Here is a 17,478-nt window from a genome sequence, read left to right on the forward strand (position 1 = left end):
CGGGTGTCTGGTGCGATTCAGTTCGCAACCAACCAATGAGAAAACGGGCGCGATAAGTATGAGCAGGACTGAAAGTGGCCTGGCGTCATTTCTTTAACGCAATTGGTTTGCGAGGTTGTGATTTTGTTCTTGACTAGCGACCGGCTAATGGGTGTCAAATGTAGGGAGACTACATGCGCGACTGCTATCTGAACTACATAGGCAGCTCGCTCGCCGACTGATGCGGTAGCCAGAAAGCGGACCCATGTCAGCCGTTCGCGACTCCGTCGGCTTCATGCCCCAGGAGGACAATTTTCATCCACCAGTTCGCCTTACGAACTTGGCATCGGCCTTCTAAGAGTCGGGGGTTCGAGCCCCTCCTGTCGCGCCAATAGATTCAAGCACTTAGCCCAGTTCTTGCGACTGGGCTTTTTGCTTTTTGGCGGCGGTGTAGGCGCTGTGTAGGTTTCTCGGTTGCGTCGAATCTCGTGGAGAGGCTGTCCCAATCGGCAACGGGTACCGGAACTCACTTGGCTTCGTTACCTATCGAACACAATAAAAAAAGCCAATTGGTCAGCATGTATCCTGCAGGATACAATCTACCCATGAACACCATCAACCAAACCGGCGAGTTCCAGGAATGGCTCCGCGACCTGAAGGACGGGACTGCGCGAGGCAACATCCTTGGGCGCATCAACCGCGCGCGCCTCGGTAACTTTGGCGATCACAAGGATTTGGGCGATGGCGTTTCGGAAATGCGGATCGACGTCGGCCCAGGTTACCGCGTCTACTACGCTCGTGAAGGCAGGGTGGTCTACCTGCTCATTTGTGGCGGCGACAAATCATCACAGGACAAGGATATCAAGCACGCCAAGGCGATCTGGGAACAGTTCAAGAAGGAGCAGCCATGACTACCACCGAAGCCATCAAAGTTACACCCTTCGATGCGTCGGAATATCTCGACGACGAAGAAACGATCGCCAGCTATATCAGTTCGGCGATGGAGGCTGACGACCAGGATGTGCTGCTTCTCGCGCTTGCTGATGTAGCAAAAGCCCGCGGCATGGCCAAGGTGGCTGCTGATGCCGGCTTGGGTCGCGAAAGCCTCTACAAAACCCTGAAACCGGGCGCCAGCCCGAAGTTCGAAACCGTCGCTAAGATCATGCACGCGCTTGGTATCAAGCTCACCGCGGCGCCCGAGAAAAAGACGAACTAACGCCCCGTGTTAGTTCAGCCGCCGAAAGCCCAGCCACAGCGCTGGGCTTTTCATTTTCTGGGAATGGGCGACGCTCTTGTCGGTAGGCTGCGACCTTCAACGGTAGTGCCGTCAAAGGCGTCCATCCTATAGTTCTGATTGGTTCGCGCCTCACGAAGGTACTCGAAACATGAAAGCATTTAAAGTTTCGACAAGACTCACCGAAGCATTCGATCGTTGGTCGATCCTTATCTTGGTACTGGTTGGGTGTGTAGTCTCGTTCGGGCTGACCATGACTTGCAGTGCGTACCTGCAATCGCTTGGCTCTAACCTATTGGCCGGCTTCATCGGGTCGGGAGTTACCCTCTTCGGATTCGATCGATTGCAAACGCGGCGTAAAGCGAGAGAGCAATTGCCAGCAAGATACGCCTTGTATGAGCACATCCGCATGATAGTCCGCTGGTCACTCGAACTGTGGAAGCGCATCTATATGGCGTCAGTGGGAGACGCGGCACCTCAGAGTTGGGAAGAGCTTTTCTCCGAGGCGAATTTCGGTAAGATGCGCGGGATGCTTGATCTCAATCAGCCGGTAGGTGTGTTTGAGGAAGTTCTATGGCGCGACCACGTTTCGGAGGAGCTAAACAAGATATACGCCGAGTCGGAAAAAGCACTCGTGCACCATCAGGTTCTCCTAGGTCCGGAGGTCCAAAAGTGGCTCCGTAAACTGGCCGGTTACAACTTTGGTGAGTCAGTATCCCTTAGTGAGTCCGTCTTGGGACACATGAAAGTCAAGCCCCCTCCGTTGCTAGTGTTTTACGTAGCGATGCCGCCACAGTGGTTCGACGCGGTTCTCGGTTTGCACCAGTGGACCGTGCTCGAGCATGAACGGCTAAAGAACATGGGTGTAAGCGACCTGCATCCGCCATATTTCTTCGAACCTCTCGATTTGTCGAAACAACGGAGCGCGCGATTCGATCCAGCGATGTTGGTGAACTACCCGGGATACGAGGGAATCTACGCGCCGAAAACGACGGATCAGTAGCGGTTCTGTCGCCGCGTCGTTGATTGCTTGCGAAAGCGACGACTTTGCCAGAAAAGGCGAGTCGCTACATCAAGTACCCGTGAAGCGTACAAGATCAATAGTGCAAATCGTTAGCTGCAGGCTGGGACGCATACTTCCGCAGTTGCCAATCCCTGATCTCTACAAGCGCATCGGCCCATTCGGCAGGCGTCAATGACCGCCACTGTGCCTCAGGCATCGGCCACACGTTGACCCGAAAACCGTCGATGTCGTGCCATGCGGGGCTGGCGGGATTAGCTCGAGGTGCGGGTGTGTACAGCGACACGAACGCCGGCAGGTTCGCCATGCGCGCGAGTTCGCGGATGATCCCAGTCGGCTTTTCCTGACCAATGTCCCGCGCAACCTCAACAAGCGCCAACGGCAGCTTGTTGTCATAGCCGTATTCGACGAACAGAACGCTATCGAGATCGGCCATCGTCAGCGATTGGGCTTTTCGACGACCGAGAAAGCGACTAAGCGACCGCGGTCGGTGCCAGACACCGTATGCGCGGTCGCGGATCAGGAATTGTTCTTCTTGCATGATGAGTAGCCTCTGACGGCTAGATCTTCCCGAAGTTATGCTCGAAGTAGCCGAGGCTGCCAGGCTTGTTGGTGAGCGTTTCGGTGCACCCCGGCGGGCAGTTCAACTTCCTCCACTTATGGGCGCGTAAATTCCCCCACCCCGTGAAGCAGGACGAGATCGTTATTTAGCTCTCTTTCGTCTTTCGTGCAAGGGTTTCGGCGGCCTCCTTGAGGCGATAGCTGCGCCCGTTGAACTCGAGCAGATGGCAGTGATGCATGAGCCGGTCGAGGATCGTGGTGCTCATCGTGTTGTCGCCGAGATAGGTGCCCCAGTCCTGCACGATCCGGTTGGAGGTGACGACCACGCTGCGGTGCAGCTTGTAGCGTTGATGGATGAGCGTTTGCAGCAACGCGCCCGCCTCGTCGGGGATCGTCCGCGAGAGGAACAGATCGTCGAGCACAAGCAGATCGCTCTCGAGGATGGCCCGCAGCCTCGCCTCGCGCTGGGCCGGCGGGCTCAGCGCGTAGCGGTTAAAGAAGTCATCCGTTTCGATGTATTGCACCTTGTGGCCATGCTGGACGGCCTGATACGCCACGGCCTTCGCAACGTGGCTCTTGCCGGTGCCGGTTTTGCCGATGATCAGTGCGTTCTCGCCGCAGGCCATGAACTTCAGGGTGTGCAACTGGAAACAGGCTTGCCGCGGCAGCTTCGGGTTGAAGGACCAGTCGATTTCGGCAAGCGTGAGCTTCTCCCTCGAGTCCGGACTGCTGGTAGCGTCGCTCGATGAGCCGCGACTGGCGCCGGTCGAGCTCGTCCTGCAGAATCAGCGCGAAGGTCTCGAGGAACGGCTGCTGGCTGCCCTGTGCCTGCAGCACCCGGGTCTCGAGCGTGTCGCGCACGCCTGACAGGCGTAGCAGCCTGAGTGCGCGTTCGATGTCGGGTAGCGTGGTGGTCATTCAGTTTCTCCCGTTGTGGAGGGTTGAGTGCCGGCGCTGTGTTGTGCGCCGGCGTTGAAGAGCGCGCCGTATTCGGCGGCGGGCCGGATCAGGGCATGCTCCTGGGTGAGTGGCAAGGCGAGCTGCGGCGCACGATCCAGGCGCTCGAGCGCCTGCTCGAACAGCCGCTCGACGACGGCGCGCACCTGCCGGTAGCGATAGAGGTGATGACGCAGGGCGTGGTCGCAGGCCTGTTCGACGAGCCAGGCGGGGTACTTCTTCGCCAGCGCGACGATGCCCCACATGCCGCGATGGCCGACGCGACCTTCAGCATCGAACAGGTGCTGGCACAGTTCCTTCGCCCTCGGTCCGATGTCGCCGGCACTGGCCAGCGCCAGGCTTGTCTGACGCGACGGGTTGAACGGGCGCTCGCTCTCGGGAAGCTCGAGCGAGCCGGGCTCGGTGTGGCGGGGATGTGTGCGCAGCAACTCCTGGGTGCGGCGATCGCGGATCTCCAGGGTGGCGTCGTAGACGCGCACGCACACGAGAGAGCCGATGGGCGCGGGACGGGCGGCATAGTGGCTGCGGTCAATGCTGACGGTGGTGTCGTCGTTGACAGTGCGCACGACCTCCTTGAAGTAGCGGAACCCGGTGAGCGGCAGCGCCTGCAGATGCGGTTTCTCTTCCTGGAACATCGCCTCGACCTGCCGCCGCGCGCTGCCGTGGATGCGTTTGGCGGCCCAGTTCTCCTCCCAGTGCATCAGGAATTCGTTCTGGGCTTCAATGGACTCGAAGCGGCGCCCCTTGAGGGCCGTGTTCTGCGTATGCTTGATCGCATTTTCCACGGTACCCTTGCGATTCGGATCGCGTACGCGTGCAGGGTCCGCGACGACGCCGTAATGCTCGAGCATCGCGGCGTAGAGGCGGTTGATTTCCGGTTCGTACAGGTCCGGTGTGATGACACCCTCGCGCAGATTGTCAAGGACTACGTAATGTGTCGAGCCACCGAAGTACCGGAAGGCCTCCTCGTGAAGCTGTGCCCAGACCTGCTTACTGGACTTCCACACCACGTGTCGGAAGCTGCGTCGCGAGTACCGCAGGGTCATGATGAACAGGCGCGGTTTCCGGTATCGCCCCGTCTTCGGATCGCGCGTCGGGGCGCCTTCGCCGTAATCGACCTGACACTCCTCGGCCGCGGCAAACTCCAGGCGGTCGAACTGCTCGGGGTCGACCTGACGCAGGGCGCGCACGAAGCGCTTGACGCTGTCGTAGCTCGCGGTAAAGCCGAACTGGTCAACCAGATCCTGGTAGATGGCCTGGGCATTGCGTTGCAGGCGCACCTGCTGCTCGATCCACTCGCGATGAGGTTCGCTTGCCGAGCGGGCGAAATTGAAGGGCTTGACCGGTGCAGCCCCACCAGGAGCCGGTGGGCGCGGGGATGGAGGAGTTTGAGGTGGAGGAATTTGTGCGCCCGCCGGCTCCGCCAGGCCGATGGGCGCGGTTGTGGGGGAGTTTGCGCCTGCCGCGCGCTGGGATTCGTAGATCGCCTGATAGCGACGGATCGTCTTGCGATCGACGCCGGTGAGCTCATGGATCTTGTGCTGGCTCGCCCCGCGCTCGAGCAACGTGAATATCGTGCCTTGCAGATGCTGCTTCAAAACGTTCACTCCCTGATCTCCTTCTTGTTCGAAGGAGAAGAAAATAGACGTCCTGCAGCATCGTTAGTGACCGCTCAGCGGCTCAGCCGGTGGTCATCGGGTGGGGGAATTTGAAGTGCCCATCCCTGGAGGAATTTGGGTGCCCGCCAGGGCGGTGCAGACCTCGAGATCTCGAGCCGCCGACCGTAACAGATCGCGCATAAGGACGAACGTCGAGGCGGTGTCTGGGTTACACATGTTCTCGCAGCAAAGTTCGTGCATTGCCGCCACCGAATGAAACAAGTCTTCGAGACGTGCGGCCACGGCCGCGATGTCTTCCGGCGATGCGGCAGGGCGGCGAAGTAGGGTATCTTGTTCAGCCATGTTGTTCCTCCATCAGTTCGATCAGCGGGCCCTATCAGGAGGGCCGTAATCACGGTTGTCACGCATCATCCGCCAGTCAAGCTTTGCTCTCCGAGCCCTTCCGGCCAGCACCAACAAGGCGCCGACAATCATGTCAGCGTGAACCGGGTTGATGTTGTTGCTTATCCTGAGATTACCGAAGGCATCAACCGTGACCCGCACGTATGACGCGTTATCGAGAGCCGTGGTGTGATCGAAGCTGATCACCGTGGCGCTTTCTGAGCGTTCGCGGGAGACGCGACGAGTCGCCCTTGTCTGCTTACGAGCAGGTTTAAGCTCAATGATGTTCATGAGGTCCATGGGCTACTAAGTGCGACACGATCGCATGCGCCGACGTAGCCATCGTCGCGAGGCTCGCAAAGAACGCCGATCGCAGGTCACTCGTAAACGCGCCTACGTCGCCGTCCTCACATAGCATCAGCGATGCACGGAGGGCGCCGAGCAGGTAGTGCAGGCGCTCAACGTCCTCTGTGGCCAGGTCGGCGGCCCTTGCCCTGCTCGATGCGCAGCGTCATGCGCTGGCTGTCGATGTCCGTGACCTTCAGCGCCACCACTTCACTGGCACGCAGCCCGGTACCGTAGGCGACCGAGAGGGCTGTCTGGTGCTTGAGGTTGCCTGTTGCGGCATTGAGCCGCCGCACCTCATCGGGGCTGAGCACGACCGGTAACGTACGGGGCACGCGCACGGGCTGCATCCGGGCCATCAGTTCGGGTTCGTGGAGCGTGATCTCGAAGAAGAACTTCAACCCGGTGATCGCGGCGTTCAGTGACACCGGCGACGTGCCATGATCGACCAGATGCAGCTGGTAGGTTCGCAGGTCCTCGACGGTGGCGGTATCAGGCGAGCGCCCGAGGTATCGGGCGAACTCGCGTACGATGCGCAGATAGTTGGCTTGCGTCTTGGGGGCAAGCTGGCGCATACGCATGTCGTCGATCATGCGCTGGCGCAGCGGGCTGACGGTCGGTTGGGCGGAGGTCATGATTCGGCTCCTGCTGGAGAGCGAGGCGGATTGCCTCATTCGCCAACATAAAACCGTGTGACCGGCCTCTGCCTGACCTCCAGCGTCGGACCGGAGCCCCTTACCGCGCGAGCGGTTTCGTTCTGCGAGGTGAACCGGCCATTGGAATGACGGCTTTCTGAGATGCGCGAACGTCCCTTGTTGGCCGTTCAGCGCCCGACGACTGAACGTGATGATCGTCTCGGGCGTGCACGCGATGCATATGGCATAAGACGACCCGTTGCGGCCCCCCTCAGCGAGCTTCCCCGAATGTCCCAACCGCGCCGAAAAGCGGCCCAACATCACGTCAGGACTGCCCCTCGATCGGCTCAGGATAAGGTCCGATTCTGGATTGATTGTCACGTAGCGTTAATGGGCCCGTCCGGCCTCTGCCCGTAGCGGCTCTGCTCCCGTCGGCACTCCCAGCATGAACACCGTACAGGAGAGAGGCGATGGGACAACTGGCGTGCTTGCCGGTCGAGCTGCCGAACGAACTAGCCCTTGACTGTCATATCGACGCTTCCGTACCCGATTCCGCCATCGGCCGTCCGGGTGATCTGAACGGTGATCTTGGACAGGTACGTCGCAGGCGACGCAATCCATCGCATGACCATCGCCTTCTCCTCGCCGCCAGGGATGTCTTCCTTCGTCTCGTTCTGCTCCAACAGGTCTTGTACGACGCCTGCCGCTAGATCAGGCACGCTCAAAAGATCGTCCAGATGGCTTTTCTCGTCAAAGGATTTGCCAAACCCTACGCCGTCGAGCTTGTGCGTCAGATACATGTCAAGTATGTGGCCGAGTATCTGTTGCGTATGCGTGAAGTCCCTCTTCTTCCCGTCCTCGTTAATTTGGTCTTTGTCGCTGTACCAAAGCAGCTTTTGGTTTTCATGCGTAAGCAAAGCCGTGAATGCCGCGATGATGTTAGCCACACGAAGAACTTTTTCCGCTGCGGGACCAGTCCATTCACCGAGGCCTTTCTCTTGCAGCTGCTCGACCATAATCGGCTGAGCTTGCTTCTTTTCCGCACCAAATACGGTCTGGATTCGCTTGTCTATCGCGACGGTGATGATCGCGCCGTGGATAAATTGGTCGACCAACCGGAGGTAAGTGTTCCTGGTAAAAAGGTTTGATTTTCGCTAACCTGGTGTTTTTGCTGATGCCGGGTCATGGATGAAGTGTGTCGTTGTGCTGGAGGCAGTTGAGGAGCTGACGTTGCAACTGATGTCGATCAACCACCCTCTTCGGGATACGCGAATACGCGCGGCGGGCCTGCTGATGCTCGGACGTGGTCTCAAGCCACGTGTCATCGCGGCCCAACTGGGCGTGAGTGGCCAGAGCGTGTACAACTGGTCGCACGCATGGCGAGAGCGCGGCGTATGCGGCTTGATGGCTGCGCATAACGGCGGTCGGCATGCGCTGCTGAGTGAGGCCCAGATCGCCGTGGCCCTGGAGATCGCGCGCGCCGAACCCCTGACGTTGGGCCGCATCGCCCAGCGCCTCGAAGCTGCGCTCAACGAACCGCTGCCCTGCAAGATTGAAACGCTGGGTGAAGCACTCAAGCGCAATGGCTTTTCGTTCAAGCGAAACCGCTACGCGCTTAAAAAAAGCGCAATGAAGAGGCGTTCGCAATGAAACAAGCCACACTCGAGAAGCTCCAGCAGGCCGCGCGCGAGGGTGCCGTGCGATTGCTGTATCTTGATGAGGCGGGCTTTCATGGATCACCGCCGGTTCAGCGTAGCTGGTCACCGCGAGGCTTGCCCCATCAGGTCGAACCGAATCATCATTGCCGCCGCAGCGTGATCGGCGCGCTGGACTTCGGCGAGAACACGCTGATCCACGCCGCGCATGGCGGGACTATCAAAGCCCCGAATGTCGAGCGCTTCATCGACGGCTTGCTTGCGGGTGCCGCCAGTATGCCCACTGTGATCGTGCTGGACAATGCGAGCATCCATCACGGTATCAGCGAGGCAACACGGCAACGCTGGTTGCTTGAACATAAGACGGTCCTGCTTTATCTGCCTGCGTATAGTCCCGAACTGAACATGATCGAGATTGTCTGGAGGCACCTGAAATACCGATGGCGCCGAGCCCTGACCTGGACACGCGAAACCATCGACGCCGAACTTGAAGCACTGCTAAGGAGGTACGGCACCGATTTTCAAGTCAATTTTTCGTGAACACTTATTCGGGGAGCGCGCGACTTCTGGCACCGGCGTTGAGTTTCTTGTAAGCGAATTCGCTGTAGGGCGTCAGCAAACCGTACTTCTTTCTCATTTCCCGCACCTTCTTTTCGAATGGCCCCACCTTGTTATACGCAAGGAAAAGGAACGAGTAGGTGTTGAACCGCGCACCCTGATGCTCACCACCGAAATCGGACATAATCGCGATCTTGGTGTCGTCGGAAAAATCCGGCAAATTCGGGATTTTTTCCTGAACGATCCAGTTCAAGAGGTGCGAGAAGTACGGGTACTTCTCGGAGACCTTCGACAATTTGAATGGTCCGCTTTTGTTGATCTTCTGCGCGATGGGGGCGAGCACGACGGCGAACTTCGAGGAGCCGGGCAGCCCTGCCTCGCCCAATTCCGTCGCTGCACCAATCAGTGTCTTTTTGAACGGGGCTTTCATTGACCCTCGCGCGGGTTTAGATTACAGAGTTCCTGCGTCCGCAACCGGTACTGGAAGCAGTATCCCGGTGGCGCAGTGTAATGCATCGTCAACGCCTTCATTCCGAATTGCAACCATCCTTCGCCCTTTGCGATGACCGATAACACCACGACCATGTCCGTCAATGGGCGCGAGGTCCGAACGCTTCGCGACATCCTTCCTGAGCGACCAGGACTGAAGGTGCTGTTCGTCGCCAAGACCCCCGCACCGGTGAGCGTCGCCGCAGGACACTACTTTCATGGGAAGCAGGGCAAGGCGTTCTGGAAGCGGTTGATTGAGTCCGGCAGCTTCAGCCCAACCACGGAGTTCGAGGATGACTCGTTGCTTGCTCACCGCTTCGGAATCGCGGACATCGTCAAAGTTCCGAGGGCGTACGGGAGCGAGCCATCGCGAGATGAGTACGTCGCTGGAATGGATCGCATTCTGCAAGTGATTCGCGCCCATCGCCCTTCCGTCATTGTATTCATCTACAAGGGAGTTCTCGACAAATTGCTCCTGCACCGGTTTGACATTCTGCAAAAGTCCTCCTACGGGTTCAACCCAGATCTGGAGACTCACTTCGGTTCGCGTGTTTTTGCCTTCCCGCTCCCAGGTACGCCATGTACTACTGCACACGCGGTCGCGGCGATGAAAGATTTTGCAGACGCGGTTGGACGCCTATATGGGTAACCGTTCAGTCCGCTTCACGTTCCTTCCGGATAGTCCAGCCAATTCCGTGTTTTCGAATCTAACGAATTTCGCGGTAGACCAACGAATTTCGTTCCCCCCCAACAGCGACAGTGGCAGACGTCAATAGGACCGCCCCAGACGCGTTAGACTCGATAACACCCGTCACTATCATAAACGTGGGCGTATTAAAGATCCATTCGGCAGCGATAGCAACCTCGATCTTCAGTCGATGCCGTCGTCGCACACTGGGATCCCTTCAATGAACCAAGCACATCATACCGTTGTGCGAGCTCATGCATTCGGTCGAGGCGCAGTAGATGACGCGATGCTGGTGCTACACGACAATGTAGGCCAGTCGCACCAACTTTGTCGCTCAGTCGCACAACTGTGGCGCCAGTCGCACTTACTCTGGCGCCCTACGAGACAGTAGCCGGCCAGGGTTCGACAGCTGGGAACGCATTAGACTCAATAAACACTCGTCGCGGCTCTACGTCATCGCCGTGAGCGCAGGAAAAAATCTCGCCTCCGGCGCGGTCGATTTACTCTACTAGATGCTCGAAGGTCCGTTTGGCAACGCGAAGCAGCCGTACGAGCGTCCGCGGCGCGAAGCTGGCGAGTGTCGGGAGCCGGCCGATACCGGCAGGTCGCCGTCCGCGGGCGGTAGCAGTGAGGGCTCGCCGCGGTTGCTTCGCTCGAGCACCAATTGCCCGGCGGCGCTACCCCGTCGCAAGCTCCCCAGCCTCCGCGTCGGATCTCCGGCACGGAGTGAACCAATTATTGTCGAAGCGGTGACGCTTTTATTGCGGTCTACGATCGGCAACATGACAGCAACCAGCACCATCTGCATCTGTCGCCAGGCCAGGCGGCAAACACGCTATCGTTGTGAGTGCACAGAACTGGGGAAACGATGATAGTAAGGAAGAACCCGCCGCCAGCAGGCTCGTTGGTTCCGCTCGACAGGCGGAACACCAAACACCCAACGTAGTGCCATGTTTCCTTTCGATGGCGTATGCTGTCTGCCCAGACAATACATGGGCATTGAGATGTCTACATTCGTCGAGATAGACCAAGATTTCCGAGCCGCCATCGAATCGCCTGCGATCGAAATGCAAGCGGCGTATAAGGAGGCGCTGTCTACTTCGATGGATTTGAGCGGTGTCGATATGACGGAAGCGATTCTTCTCCGCCACCGATCATTCCTCAGATGCCAAGACGGCTTTAAAAAGGTGCTTGGCAAGAGGTACGGCGCGGCCAGCTCGGATTTCTTTGTTGAATCGGTCTGTTTCTACCTCAAGGTCGTGATCGAAAGGCTGAAGAAAGAATTGGGGCTGCTTGATCTCAGAGTTGAATCGGAGCGGCAAATTGAGCGGCGTCGGAAGGCGATGCGTCCCGACATTTCAGTATGGAGCGGAGAAAAGGTTATTGCAGCCATTGAATGCAAGACCCAGCTTGGCTGGCGCCGAGACGGCTGGCGTAGCGATTTCGACCAACGTGAGCGGCAGCTGCATAGCCTTTTTCCGGATGCTGAAATTTTGCTTCTGGTCTTGACCGGTGGAAACTGGGGAGGTTTTGCTGACGACGAAAAGACCGGGAACCAGTTCTTCGTGCTTCTTCGCGACAAGTGGCCCAACGAGTTCGAATCAAGCCAACTGCACAACCTGATTCAACACCGAGTCGAGGAGCTTTATCAACGAATCGTCGCGCTCGTTCGGCGGAATCTGAGCAGCGCCGCCGGATTGGCGAGCGACGGCGAAGAACTCATTGACGGGTAACCCGTAGAAGCGGCGGCGCAGCCAACTTGTCGAGGTTGAGGATCGCCCACATTATTGATCGCACAAAAACAAACACGGGGAAATCATGCTCAAGAACGCTGCGATTTTTGCGGGAGCATTTCTGCTGGGCGTAGTTGGTACGGCGTTTGGGCGCTGGACCCCGAGCTCGAGCTCCGATTGGGCGGCGTGGGTACAGGCGTTTGGGACGATTATCGCCATTGGCGCCAGTGCTTGGCTGTTGCACTACCAAGCTGGACTCCAGAGGCGTACCCGCCTCAGGGCGATTCACGCGGTTGTCGAACTCGCGCTGCAGTCGGTATCACAGGCACTGGAAGTTCCAGAGGGTTTCGAGCAGTTCAGTTTGTTCGCATCACTCGACCTCCAAAAAGTCCGCTTCGCGTTCGATTCGCTCTGCAAGATCCCGCTGCATGAGGTCGATTCGGCGGACGCTGTGCGGCGGGTGAGCGCTGCGATCGAGGCCATGAGGAAGATTGCCGGAATGCTCGGCTCGGACGATATCGTTGGCGCATTCCACCGGGCAGAGAGGACGGTAATCGCGAGCGCCTTTGCTGAAGAGACCGCGGCTCTGCAGGCAGCGTGCGATGCGTTGGAAAAGGCGGGATGACCCAGGCCCGGCGGCGCAGTCCGGACGTTCTGGCTGAGCATCTGAAGCGCCAAAAGGTCGCCGGCGTGTCTCGCCGGGAAACCGAAGCTGGCGCGGTTAGATCGACCGCGCGGTAGTTGCTGTCACCCAGGAAAGCCGGCTCGGGCCATCGTGTACTTGATGCCGGCGTCGAGGGCCGTGCTCAGGAGCGTTTTCGCGGCAGCGGTCGAACCGTTCATATCGTTCTCCTCGCATGTCGTTGCGGTCTAAATCGCCTGCGCACGTCTCGTCCACATAGCATAGTGTCCGCGATGTCGAAAAACACTTCGACGCGGATTATTGGTTGTTCCTGTGTGACCTCGCAACTGGACATCGTTCGATCGAATCGAACGCTACGGAGGTAATCGGCCACGGTGTGGGCGAGTTGGTGCTCAATGTCTTCGGGCTTCTGCTCGAGTTCCTAATGCAGGATCGTGCGTGCCATTGCCCGGAAGCCGTGGCCGGTGATCTCTGTGCGGGTGTCGTAAACGAGGGCGCGCAGCGCGGCGTTGAGCGCGGCTTCGCTCATCGGTGCTTGCGATCGCGCGCGCCGGGGAACAAATAGCGGCTGGAGCCGGTGAGGGCGTGCATCCCCGCCTTGGCTGTGTTACTCCGATGGCGGCCGGTAGGACGGATCGGCCTCGGACAGGTTGAAGCGCGCGCAGTCGAGATCGTTCGTGTTGGCCAGCGGTGCGAAACGCGGTTCGAGCAGGATGCTTTCGAACGACAGGCGCAGCGCGCCGTGCTTCGCGAGACTTTTCAGGCCGCTCTTGATGTCGGAGCCCGGCTTCACGAGCCGCTTGGCCAGCATGACGGGCGGATACGTCGCCAGCAGGCCCTCGATCGTCGCCTTCACGTATTTCTTCTGAAGCGAAATGTCCATCGCCTCGCGGCTGCGCGCGCCTAATTCACGGGCCAGTGCGTCGGGCGAGACTGCGGCCGAGCCGGGCGCCTCGGCCGCGTCGGGGGGACGCACGCACGCGGGCGCGCACTTCTTCTAATGTCAGCTCGCCACGTGCGTATCCTCCCCGGTACACGCGTCGCGGATGCGGGTTAATTCTAGCAACATCGAACGACACAGTATCGAAGTGAGATGGTCGTTTCTGGCATCCTCATCCCTTCGATGAGGCAACGCATCGCCCGGGCTGTTGTCAAGATCGTGCACATTTGCGACGCGAAACCAGGTAGGAGATGATATGGGACTAAGGTTTTCGGAGGGGGGGCCGGAGTTTCCCGACGACCTCATTGATGATCTTCTGGAAGGTCGGGTTACGTTTCTGTGCGGGGCAGGTGTGAGCGCTCCACAGCTCCCAGGATTTCACGACCTGGTTAAACGGATCTATCGTAAGGTGAGGGCAAAAATCGAGCCTTCAGAGAAGGGCGCAATCAAGGCGGGGCGCTATGAGGAGGCACTCGGCGCACTTGAGCGTCGCCTTTCGGACTCGCGCCAGCTCTACAGTGCCACAAGCGAACTGCTTTCAATATCGAGGATCCGGTCGCCGGACCTTACCAATCACAAGATACTGCTTAGCCTCTCCCGCAAGCTCGATAACCGCATAGGGCTGGTCACGACTAACTTCGACGCACTGTTTGAGCATGCGGTCGTAGAAGATGGCTCCCACGTTCATCCCAGACTGCTCAGCCTGGCGGGGCAATCAATACCTGGGCCGGGTGCTTCCGATTTCGCGGGCATCATTCATTTGCATGGGCGTCTTCTTGATGAACGCCTTGGTCTGGACGCGACGCCACTCGTCCTGACGAGCGCACAGTATGGCGAGGCGTATATGCGCTCCGGATGGGCATCGCGGTTTCTATTCGACCTGGCACGCTGCCGCACAATTGTGCTTGTCGGATACAGCGCTGGCGACGCACCGGTACGTTATTTTCTGAACGTCCTCGAAAGCGACCGGCAGCGATTTGAAGACCTGCGTCCGATCTACGCACTCGAAGCCGTGGAACACGACGCAAGTCAAGCCAATGCCCGATGGGCGGCCGTTGCGGTTCGTGCGTTGCCGTATCGGAGAAATAGCCAAGCCCCGGGCGGGCCGCACGCAAATCTCTGGCGAGACCTTGGCGATCTCGCCGAGCTGATGCGCCAACCCAGGGCCTGGCGCCGCCGGTCCGCGGCCGCAATTGTCGCAAGCGCGTTCGATGCGTCAGATGCCGATGCCCTGGCACGGGTCGAATGGTTATTTCGGGGCAAAGGTGACCTATGGGATATTGTGATCCGCAAGATGGACGATCCGAGATGGCTTGCTTATCTGTCCGACTCCAGAATCGTTGCAGAGGCTGACGTAGCGTGGTTGCTTGCGGCGTGGTGTCTACAACGGTGGAGTGATGGAATTGCCCTGAAGACAGCTCTCGAATGGTACGAACGGCTCGGAGACAAGTTCATTCGTGCGCTTTACGAGCGCCTTCGGGACCCTCGTCTCGCGCTGTCCAGTCAACCGGCAATTGCGAAAGCATGGAGGTTACTGTCGCAGGCTCGCGTCCCGCTGCGTAACCGTCTGGTCGACGCTTATTCGCGTGCGCAGCGTTTGCGCGATGGCGATTTCACGGATTCAGACTTGCACGATGCGGTCGCCCTCCTAACTCCAGTGGCGAGGCTCCGTTGGGCTGGGCGCATACCGCCGGGCGCCATCGCATGCGGGGAACCTGTGCGGTTGGCTGATCTGATCCGGATCGACCTTGAGGCAGGACTTGACGTCGAACTGGACGAGGTGGCGAAGGCTCTTCGTGACGCACGCTCACATGCTCGACGCATCGCCGAGATCGCTACCGGACAGCTTTGCCGAACCATTGCTTTTGCGCGCGATGCCGATTTGATCACGCCGGAATGGGATCGGCTTGATTACAGCGTTCCTGTCGTTGTTTCGCACGCTCAGAATGCATATCACGACGGCGTCGTTCACCTTGTGACCCTGGTGGCGGATCTCTTTCCGATGATTGCCGAAAGTGATCCGGATTACGCGCGCGTATTGGCTCAAACATGGCGTCGTTTACCGACAAGGATCGGAGCTCGTCTCTGGTGTCAGACGCTCCTCGAAGAGCGGGTGTTTTCGACGGAACAGGTGGTCGACGAACTGCTGATGCTTCCCGTAGCGGATTTTTGGGCTATTCGACCGGAAATCGTTATCGTGATGTCCAGACGGGTGGTGCACGCACAGTCAGACAAGATTGCGTCACTGGAACGACGGATCATTGACGAAGCCGGTGCAGCGTATCCGGACGTGATTCCTGCCGTTGATGCCGAACGGGAGCTACTCGAGTTCGCACGCGATCAGGCTGCATGGGTGAGGCTCAAGACGCTTGACGCGAAGGGGGTTTTGGGACAGGGCGCTCAGCGGGCGCTGAAGCGGATCGTTGAGCGCAATCCGTCGCTGGACAGAAGCCTGCAGGAGCAGGATTTTTTTTCGTCATACAGCTTCGGTGTCCGTGCAATACAGCCTGACGTTGAGCCGCTGCTTAGAGCCGCACCCGATGATCGCCTCGACGTGGCGATTCGCCTCACGAAGGAATGGCTGCCGGAGCGGCAATTCAGCTGGAGCCAGTATTGCGCCGTCTCGCCGGACGATGCATTGCGGGTGCTGCAGAATGGGCCGCTGGATGATTCAACGGCTGGCCTATGGGCACCGTATCTTGCCCGGCTAACCTTCCGGATGATTGGTCAACCAAGCGACTCTGCTGTGCAAGAGCAGGTTCCGATTTCTGCAATCTTCAGTCACCTGGAGCGTGCTGAGACCGCGTTTTTGCGGTCAGTCTTGACACAGATTGTGGACGCGCTTGGCTGTGTCACCCCGGAATCGATGTCAACTTGGCGCCTTTGGTGGGACAGGTTGTGGGCTATCGCCGCTCAATTGATGAATGAGGGGGACCACGAAATCCACGAAAGCGAGGCGCGTTTTCCTGAGCGAGCCCTTCAATCACCAGCCGGGCGACTCACGGAACAATTGCTGGGGGTGATGCCCGGTGGCAACGGAGCTCGCGTGAGGGATGAAGATCGGGGGCGACTGCGTAATCTGATCTCGCTGGACGCTGCGTCGGGGTGGTTCGCGCGAGCCGTGCTAACGCTACACGCCGAGAAGGTGGTCTGCATCGATTCAAGGATGGCGCTGCAGCAGCTAAAGCCCTGGCTGCAAGACAAGGGGCCTCAGGGACAGGCTTTGCGATCAGTATTGGTGACTTCGTCCGAGCTTGGCAAATCTGCAATGCGGGCATTCAAAGGCTGCGTCCTGCGAGGGGCTGCTGAATACCATGGCCCGTTCGAGTCAGCGCCTGGTGTTGCCGGGCGTGTCCTCTGGACTTTTTCACAATCTCTTTTGTCCGGGAGCAGTAAGAAACCGGTCATCGACGCGGAGGACATCCGCCGGGTGCTTGTTCGCGTTCATCCGTCTGTGCTTGAGGGGGCTGTACAGTACCTGCGACTCGTATTGGACCGACAGCCCGACAAGGCGCGCGCGTGGGAGATATTGATTCGCCCCGTTTTGCGTGATGTGTGGCCGACGGAACGCCGATTTCGGAGTGCCTCGCTCACGCGTGAGCTCATTGCACTGTCGGTCACTGCGGAGAAGGCGTTCCCGGTTGCCTTGAATGACATCGCACACCTGCTGGTGCCAGTTGAACGAGGCGGGCATGGACTGTATATGATGATTCAGTCCGATATCCCCGAGAATTATCCTCTGCAGGTTCTTGATCTGTTATGGGCGGTGTTGTACTCGAGTAGTGGCGGAGACGGCACGCCATCGCTGGAACTGGGGAAGATCCTCGACCGGATATCGGCTGCGGCCCCGGAGGTTGAAGGTGACAGGCGTTTCCAGTGGCTGGAGCAACGTACGCTTCGATTGGCGTAGAAAGTTTTCTTGACTGCGTCGAATGTTGTCCCTCTGCTCCCCCCCGAAAGCGGCTCGGAATTGCGCGACATGGTTCCAGCGTCCCGGGCTTTGAAAATCGAAGAACTACACGTGGGTTCTGGCGTCTAGA

Annotated in this window: 16 protein-coding genes and 3 pseudogenes; 9 read left to right on the forward strand and 10 right to left on the reverse strand. The window is 58.8% G+C overall.

The features are described from left to right. Window positions 1-584: 584 nt before the first annotated feature. The 3 genes from BO1_RS45170 (at window position 585) to BO1_RS45180 (ending at window position 2,216) form a co-directional block, all read left to right on the forward strand. Window positions 585-890, forward strand: a complete 306-nt coding sequence (locus BO1_RS45170; protein WP_028223210.1) for a type II toxin-antitoxin system RelE/ParE family toxin — start codon at window positions 585-587, stop codon at window positions 888-890. Then, a complete protein-coding gene (locus BO1_RS45175; RefSeq protein ID WP_028223211.1) occupies window positions 887-1,195 on the forward strand; it encodes an addiction module antidote protein in 309 nt (102 codons plus the stop codon). Before BO1_RS45170 ends, BO1_RS45175 begins: the two co-directional genes overlap by 4 nt. A gap of 169 nt (window positions 1,196-1,364) precedes the next feature. Next, entirely contained in the window at window positions 1,365-2,216 is an 852-nt protein-coding gene (locus BO1_RS45180; RefSeq protein ID WP_028223212.1) for a hypothetical protein, read from the forward strand. Between the two features lie 94 nt (window positions 2,217-2,310). On the opposite strand, the gene BO1_RS45185 is transcribed toward BO1_RS45180, so the two are convergent. The 7 genes and pseudogenes from BO1_RS45185 to BO1_RS55495 form a co-directional block, all read right to left on the reverse strand. Beyond that, window positions 2,311-2,775, reverse strand: a complete 465-nt coding sequence (locus BO1_RS45185; RefSeq protein ID WP_028223213.1) for a hypothetical protein — start codon at window positions 2,773-2,775, stop codon at window positions 2,311-2,313. Window positions 2,776-2,941: 166 nt separating this feature from the next. Then, window positions 2,942-3,713, reverse strand: a pseudogene (gene istB, locus BO1_RS55485) (IS21-like element helper ATPase IstB). After that, window positions 3,710-5,359 (reverse strand): IS21 family transposase, encoded by a 1,650-nt coding sequence (istA, locus tag BO1_RS45200; RefSeq protein WP_028223214.1) that lies wholly within the window; start codon window positions 5,357-5,359, stop codon window positions 3,710-3,712. Before istA ends, istB begins: the two are co-directional and overlap by 4 nt. A gap of 84 nt (window positions 5,360-5,443) precedes the next feature. Continuing rightward, a complete protein-coding gene (locus BO1_RS59945) occupies window positions 5,444-5,713 on the reverse strand; it encodes a hypothetical protein (RefSeq protein WP_156992768.1) in 270 nt (89 codons plus the stop codon). A gap of 21 nt (window positions 5,714-5,734) precedes the next feature. After that, window positions 5,735-6,043, reverse strand: a complete 309-nt coding sequence (locus tag BO1_RS45205; RefSeq protein WP_156992769.1) for a hypothetical protein — start codon at window positions 6,041-6,043, stop codon at window positions 5,735-5,737. A 188-nt stretch (window positions 6,044-6,231) separates the two neighbouring features. Then, window positions 6,232-6,732 (reverse strand): annotated as a pseudogene (locus BO1_RS55490) (tyrosine-type recombinase/integrase); the annotation flags it as partial. Window positions 6,733-7,244: 512 nt separating this feature from the next. Beyond that, window positions 7,245-7,847, reverse strand: a complete 603-nt coding sequence (locus BO1_RS55495; protein ID WP_052409841.1) for a hypothetical protein — start codon at window positions 7,845-7,847, stop codon at window positions 7,245-7,247. A gap of 124 nt (window positions 7,848-7,971) precedes the next feature. Between BO1_RS55495 and BO1_RS45220 the strand changes: the two genes are divergently transcribed. Together BO1_RS45220 and BO1_RS55500 are read left to right on the forward strand one after the other, a co-directional pair. Then, complete coding sequence (locus tag BO1_RS45220; protein WP_043289009.1) at window positions 7,972-8,382, forward strand: helix-turn-helix domain-containing protein; 411 nt, start codon at window positions 7,972-7,974, stop codon at window positions 8,380-8,382. Then, window positions 8,379-8,927 (forward strand): IS630 family transposase, encoded by a 549-nt coding sequence (locus BO1_RS55500; protein ID WP_084688783.1) that lies wholly within the window; start codon window positions 8,379-8,381, stop codon window positions 8,925-8,927. The genes BO1_RS45220 and BO1_RS55500 overlap by 4 nt, the downstream gene beginning before the upstream one ends. A gap of 4 nt (window positions 8,928-8,931) precedes the next feature. On the opposite strand, the gene BO1_RS55505 is transcribed toward BO1_RS55500, so the two are convergent. Next, a complete protein-coding gene (locus BO1_RS55505; RefSeq protein ID WP_052409842.1) occupies window positions 8,932-9,375 on the reverse strand; it encodes a hypothetical protein in 444 nt (147 codons plus the stop codon). 132 nt (window positions 9,376-9,507) lie between these two features. On the opposite strand from BO1_RS55505, the gene BO1_RS45235 reads away from it, so the two are divergent. The 3 genes from BO1_RS45235 to BO1_RS56755 all read left to right on the forward strand — a co-directional run bounded on the left by BO1_RS45235 (window position 9,508) and on the right by BO1_RS56755 (window position 12,480). Next, window positions 9,508-10,083, forward strand: a complete 576-nt coding sequence (locus tag BO1_RS45235) for a uracil-DNA glycosylase family protein (protein WP_028223218.1) — start codon at window positions 9,508-9,510, stop codon at window positions 10,081-10,083. Window positions 10,084-11,126: 1,043 nt separating this feature from the next. Continuing rightward, a complete protein-coding gene (locus BO1_RS45240) occupies window positions 11,127-11,855 on the forward strand; it encodes a hypothetical protein (protein ID WP_156992770.1) in 729 nt (242 codons plus the stop codon). An 85-nt stretch (window positions 11,856-11,940) separates the two neighbouring features. Next, window positions 11,941-12,480 carry a hypothetical protein gene (locus BO1_RS56755; RefSeq protein ID WP_028223220.1) on the forward strand — a complete coding sequence of 180 codons (540 nt, stop codon included), beginning with the start codon at window positions 11,941-11,943 and terminating at the stop codon, window positions 12,478-12,480. A 369-nt stretch (window positions 12,481-12,849) separates the two neighbouring features. Here BO1_RS56755 and BO1_RS62215 read toward each other — a convergent pair. Both BO1_RS62215 and BO1_RS45260 read right to left on the reverse strand, forming a co-directional pair. Beyond that, window positions 12,850-13,089 (reverse strand): annotated as a pseudogene (locus BO1_RS62215) (integrase); the annotation flags it as partial. A 16-nt stretch (window positions 13,090-13,105) separates the two neighbouring features. Next, window positions 13,106-13,381 carry a hypothetical protein gene (locus tag BO1_RS45260; protein WP_156992771.1) on the reverse strand — a complete coding sequence of 92 codons (276 nt, stop codon included), beginning with the start codon at window positions 13,379-13,381 and terminating at the stop codon, window positions 13,106-13,108. A 313-nt stretch (window positions 13,382-13,694) separates the two neighbouring features. Here BO1_RS45260 and BO1_RS45265 point away from each other — a divergent pair, with 313 nt between their 5' ends. Continuing rightward, complete coding sequence (locus tag BO1_RS45265) at window positions 13,695-17,348, forward strand: SIR2 family protein (RefSeq protein WP_028223222.1); 3,654 nt, start codon at window positions 13,695-13,697, stop codon at window positions 17,346-17,348. Window positions 17,349-17,478: the final 130 nt, after the last annotated feature.

Origin of the sequence: Paraburkholderia oxyphila NBRC 105797, from assembly GCF_000685075.1 — a bacterium.
GTDB lineage: Bacteria > Pseudomonadota > Gammaproteobacteria > Burkholderiales > Burkholderiaceae > Paraburkholderia > Paraburkholderia oxyphila.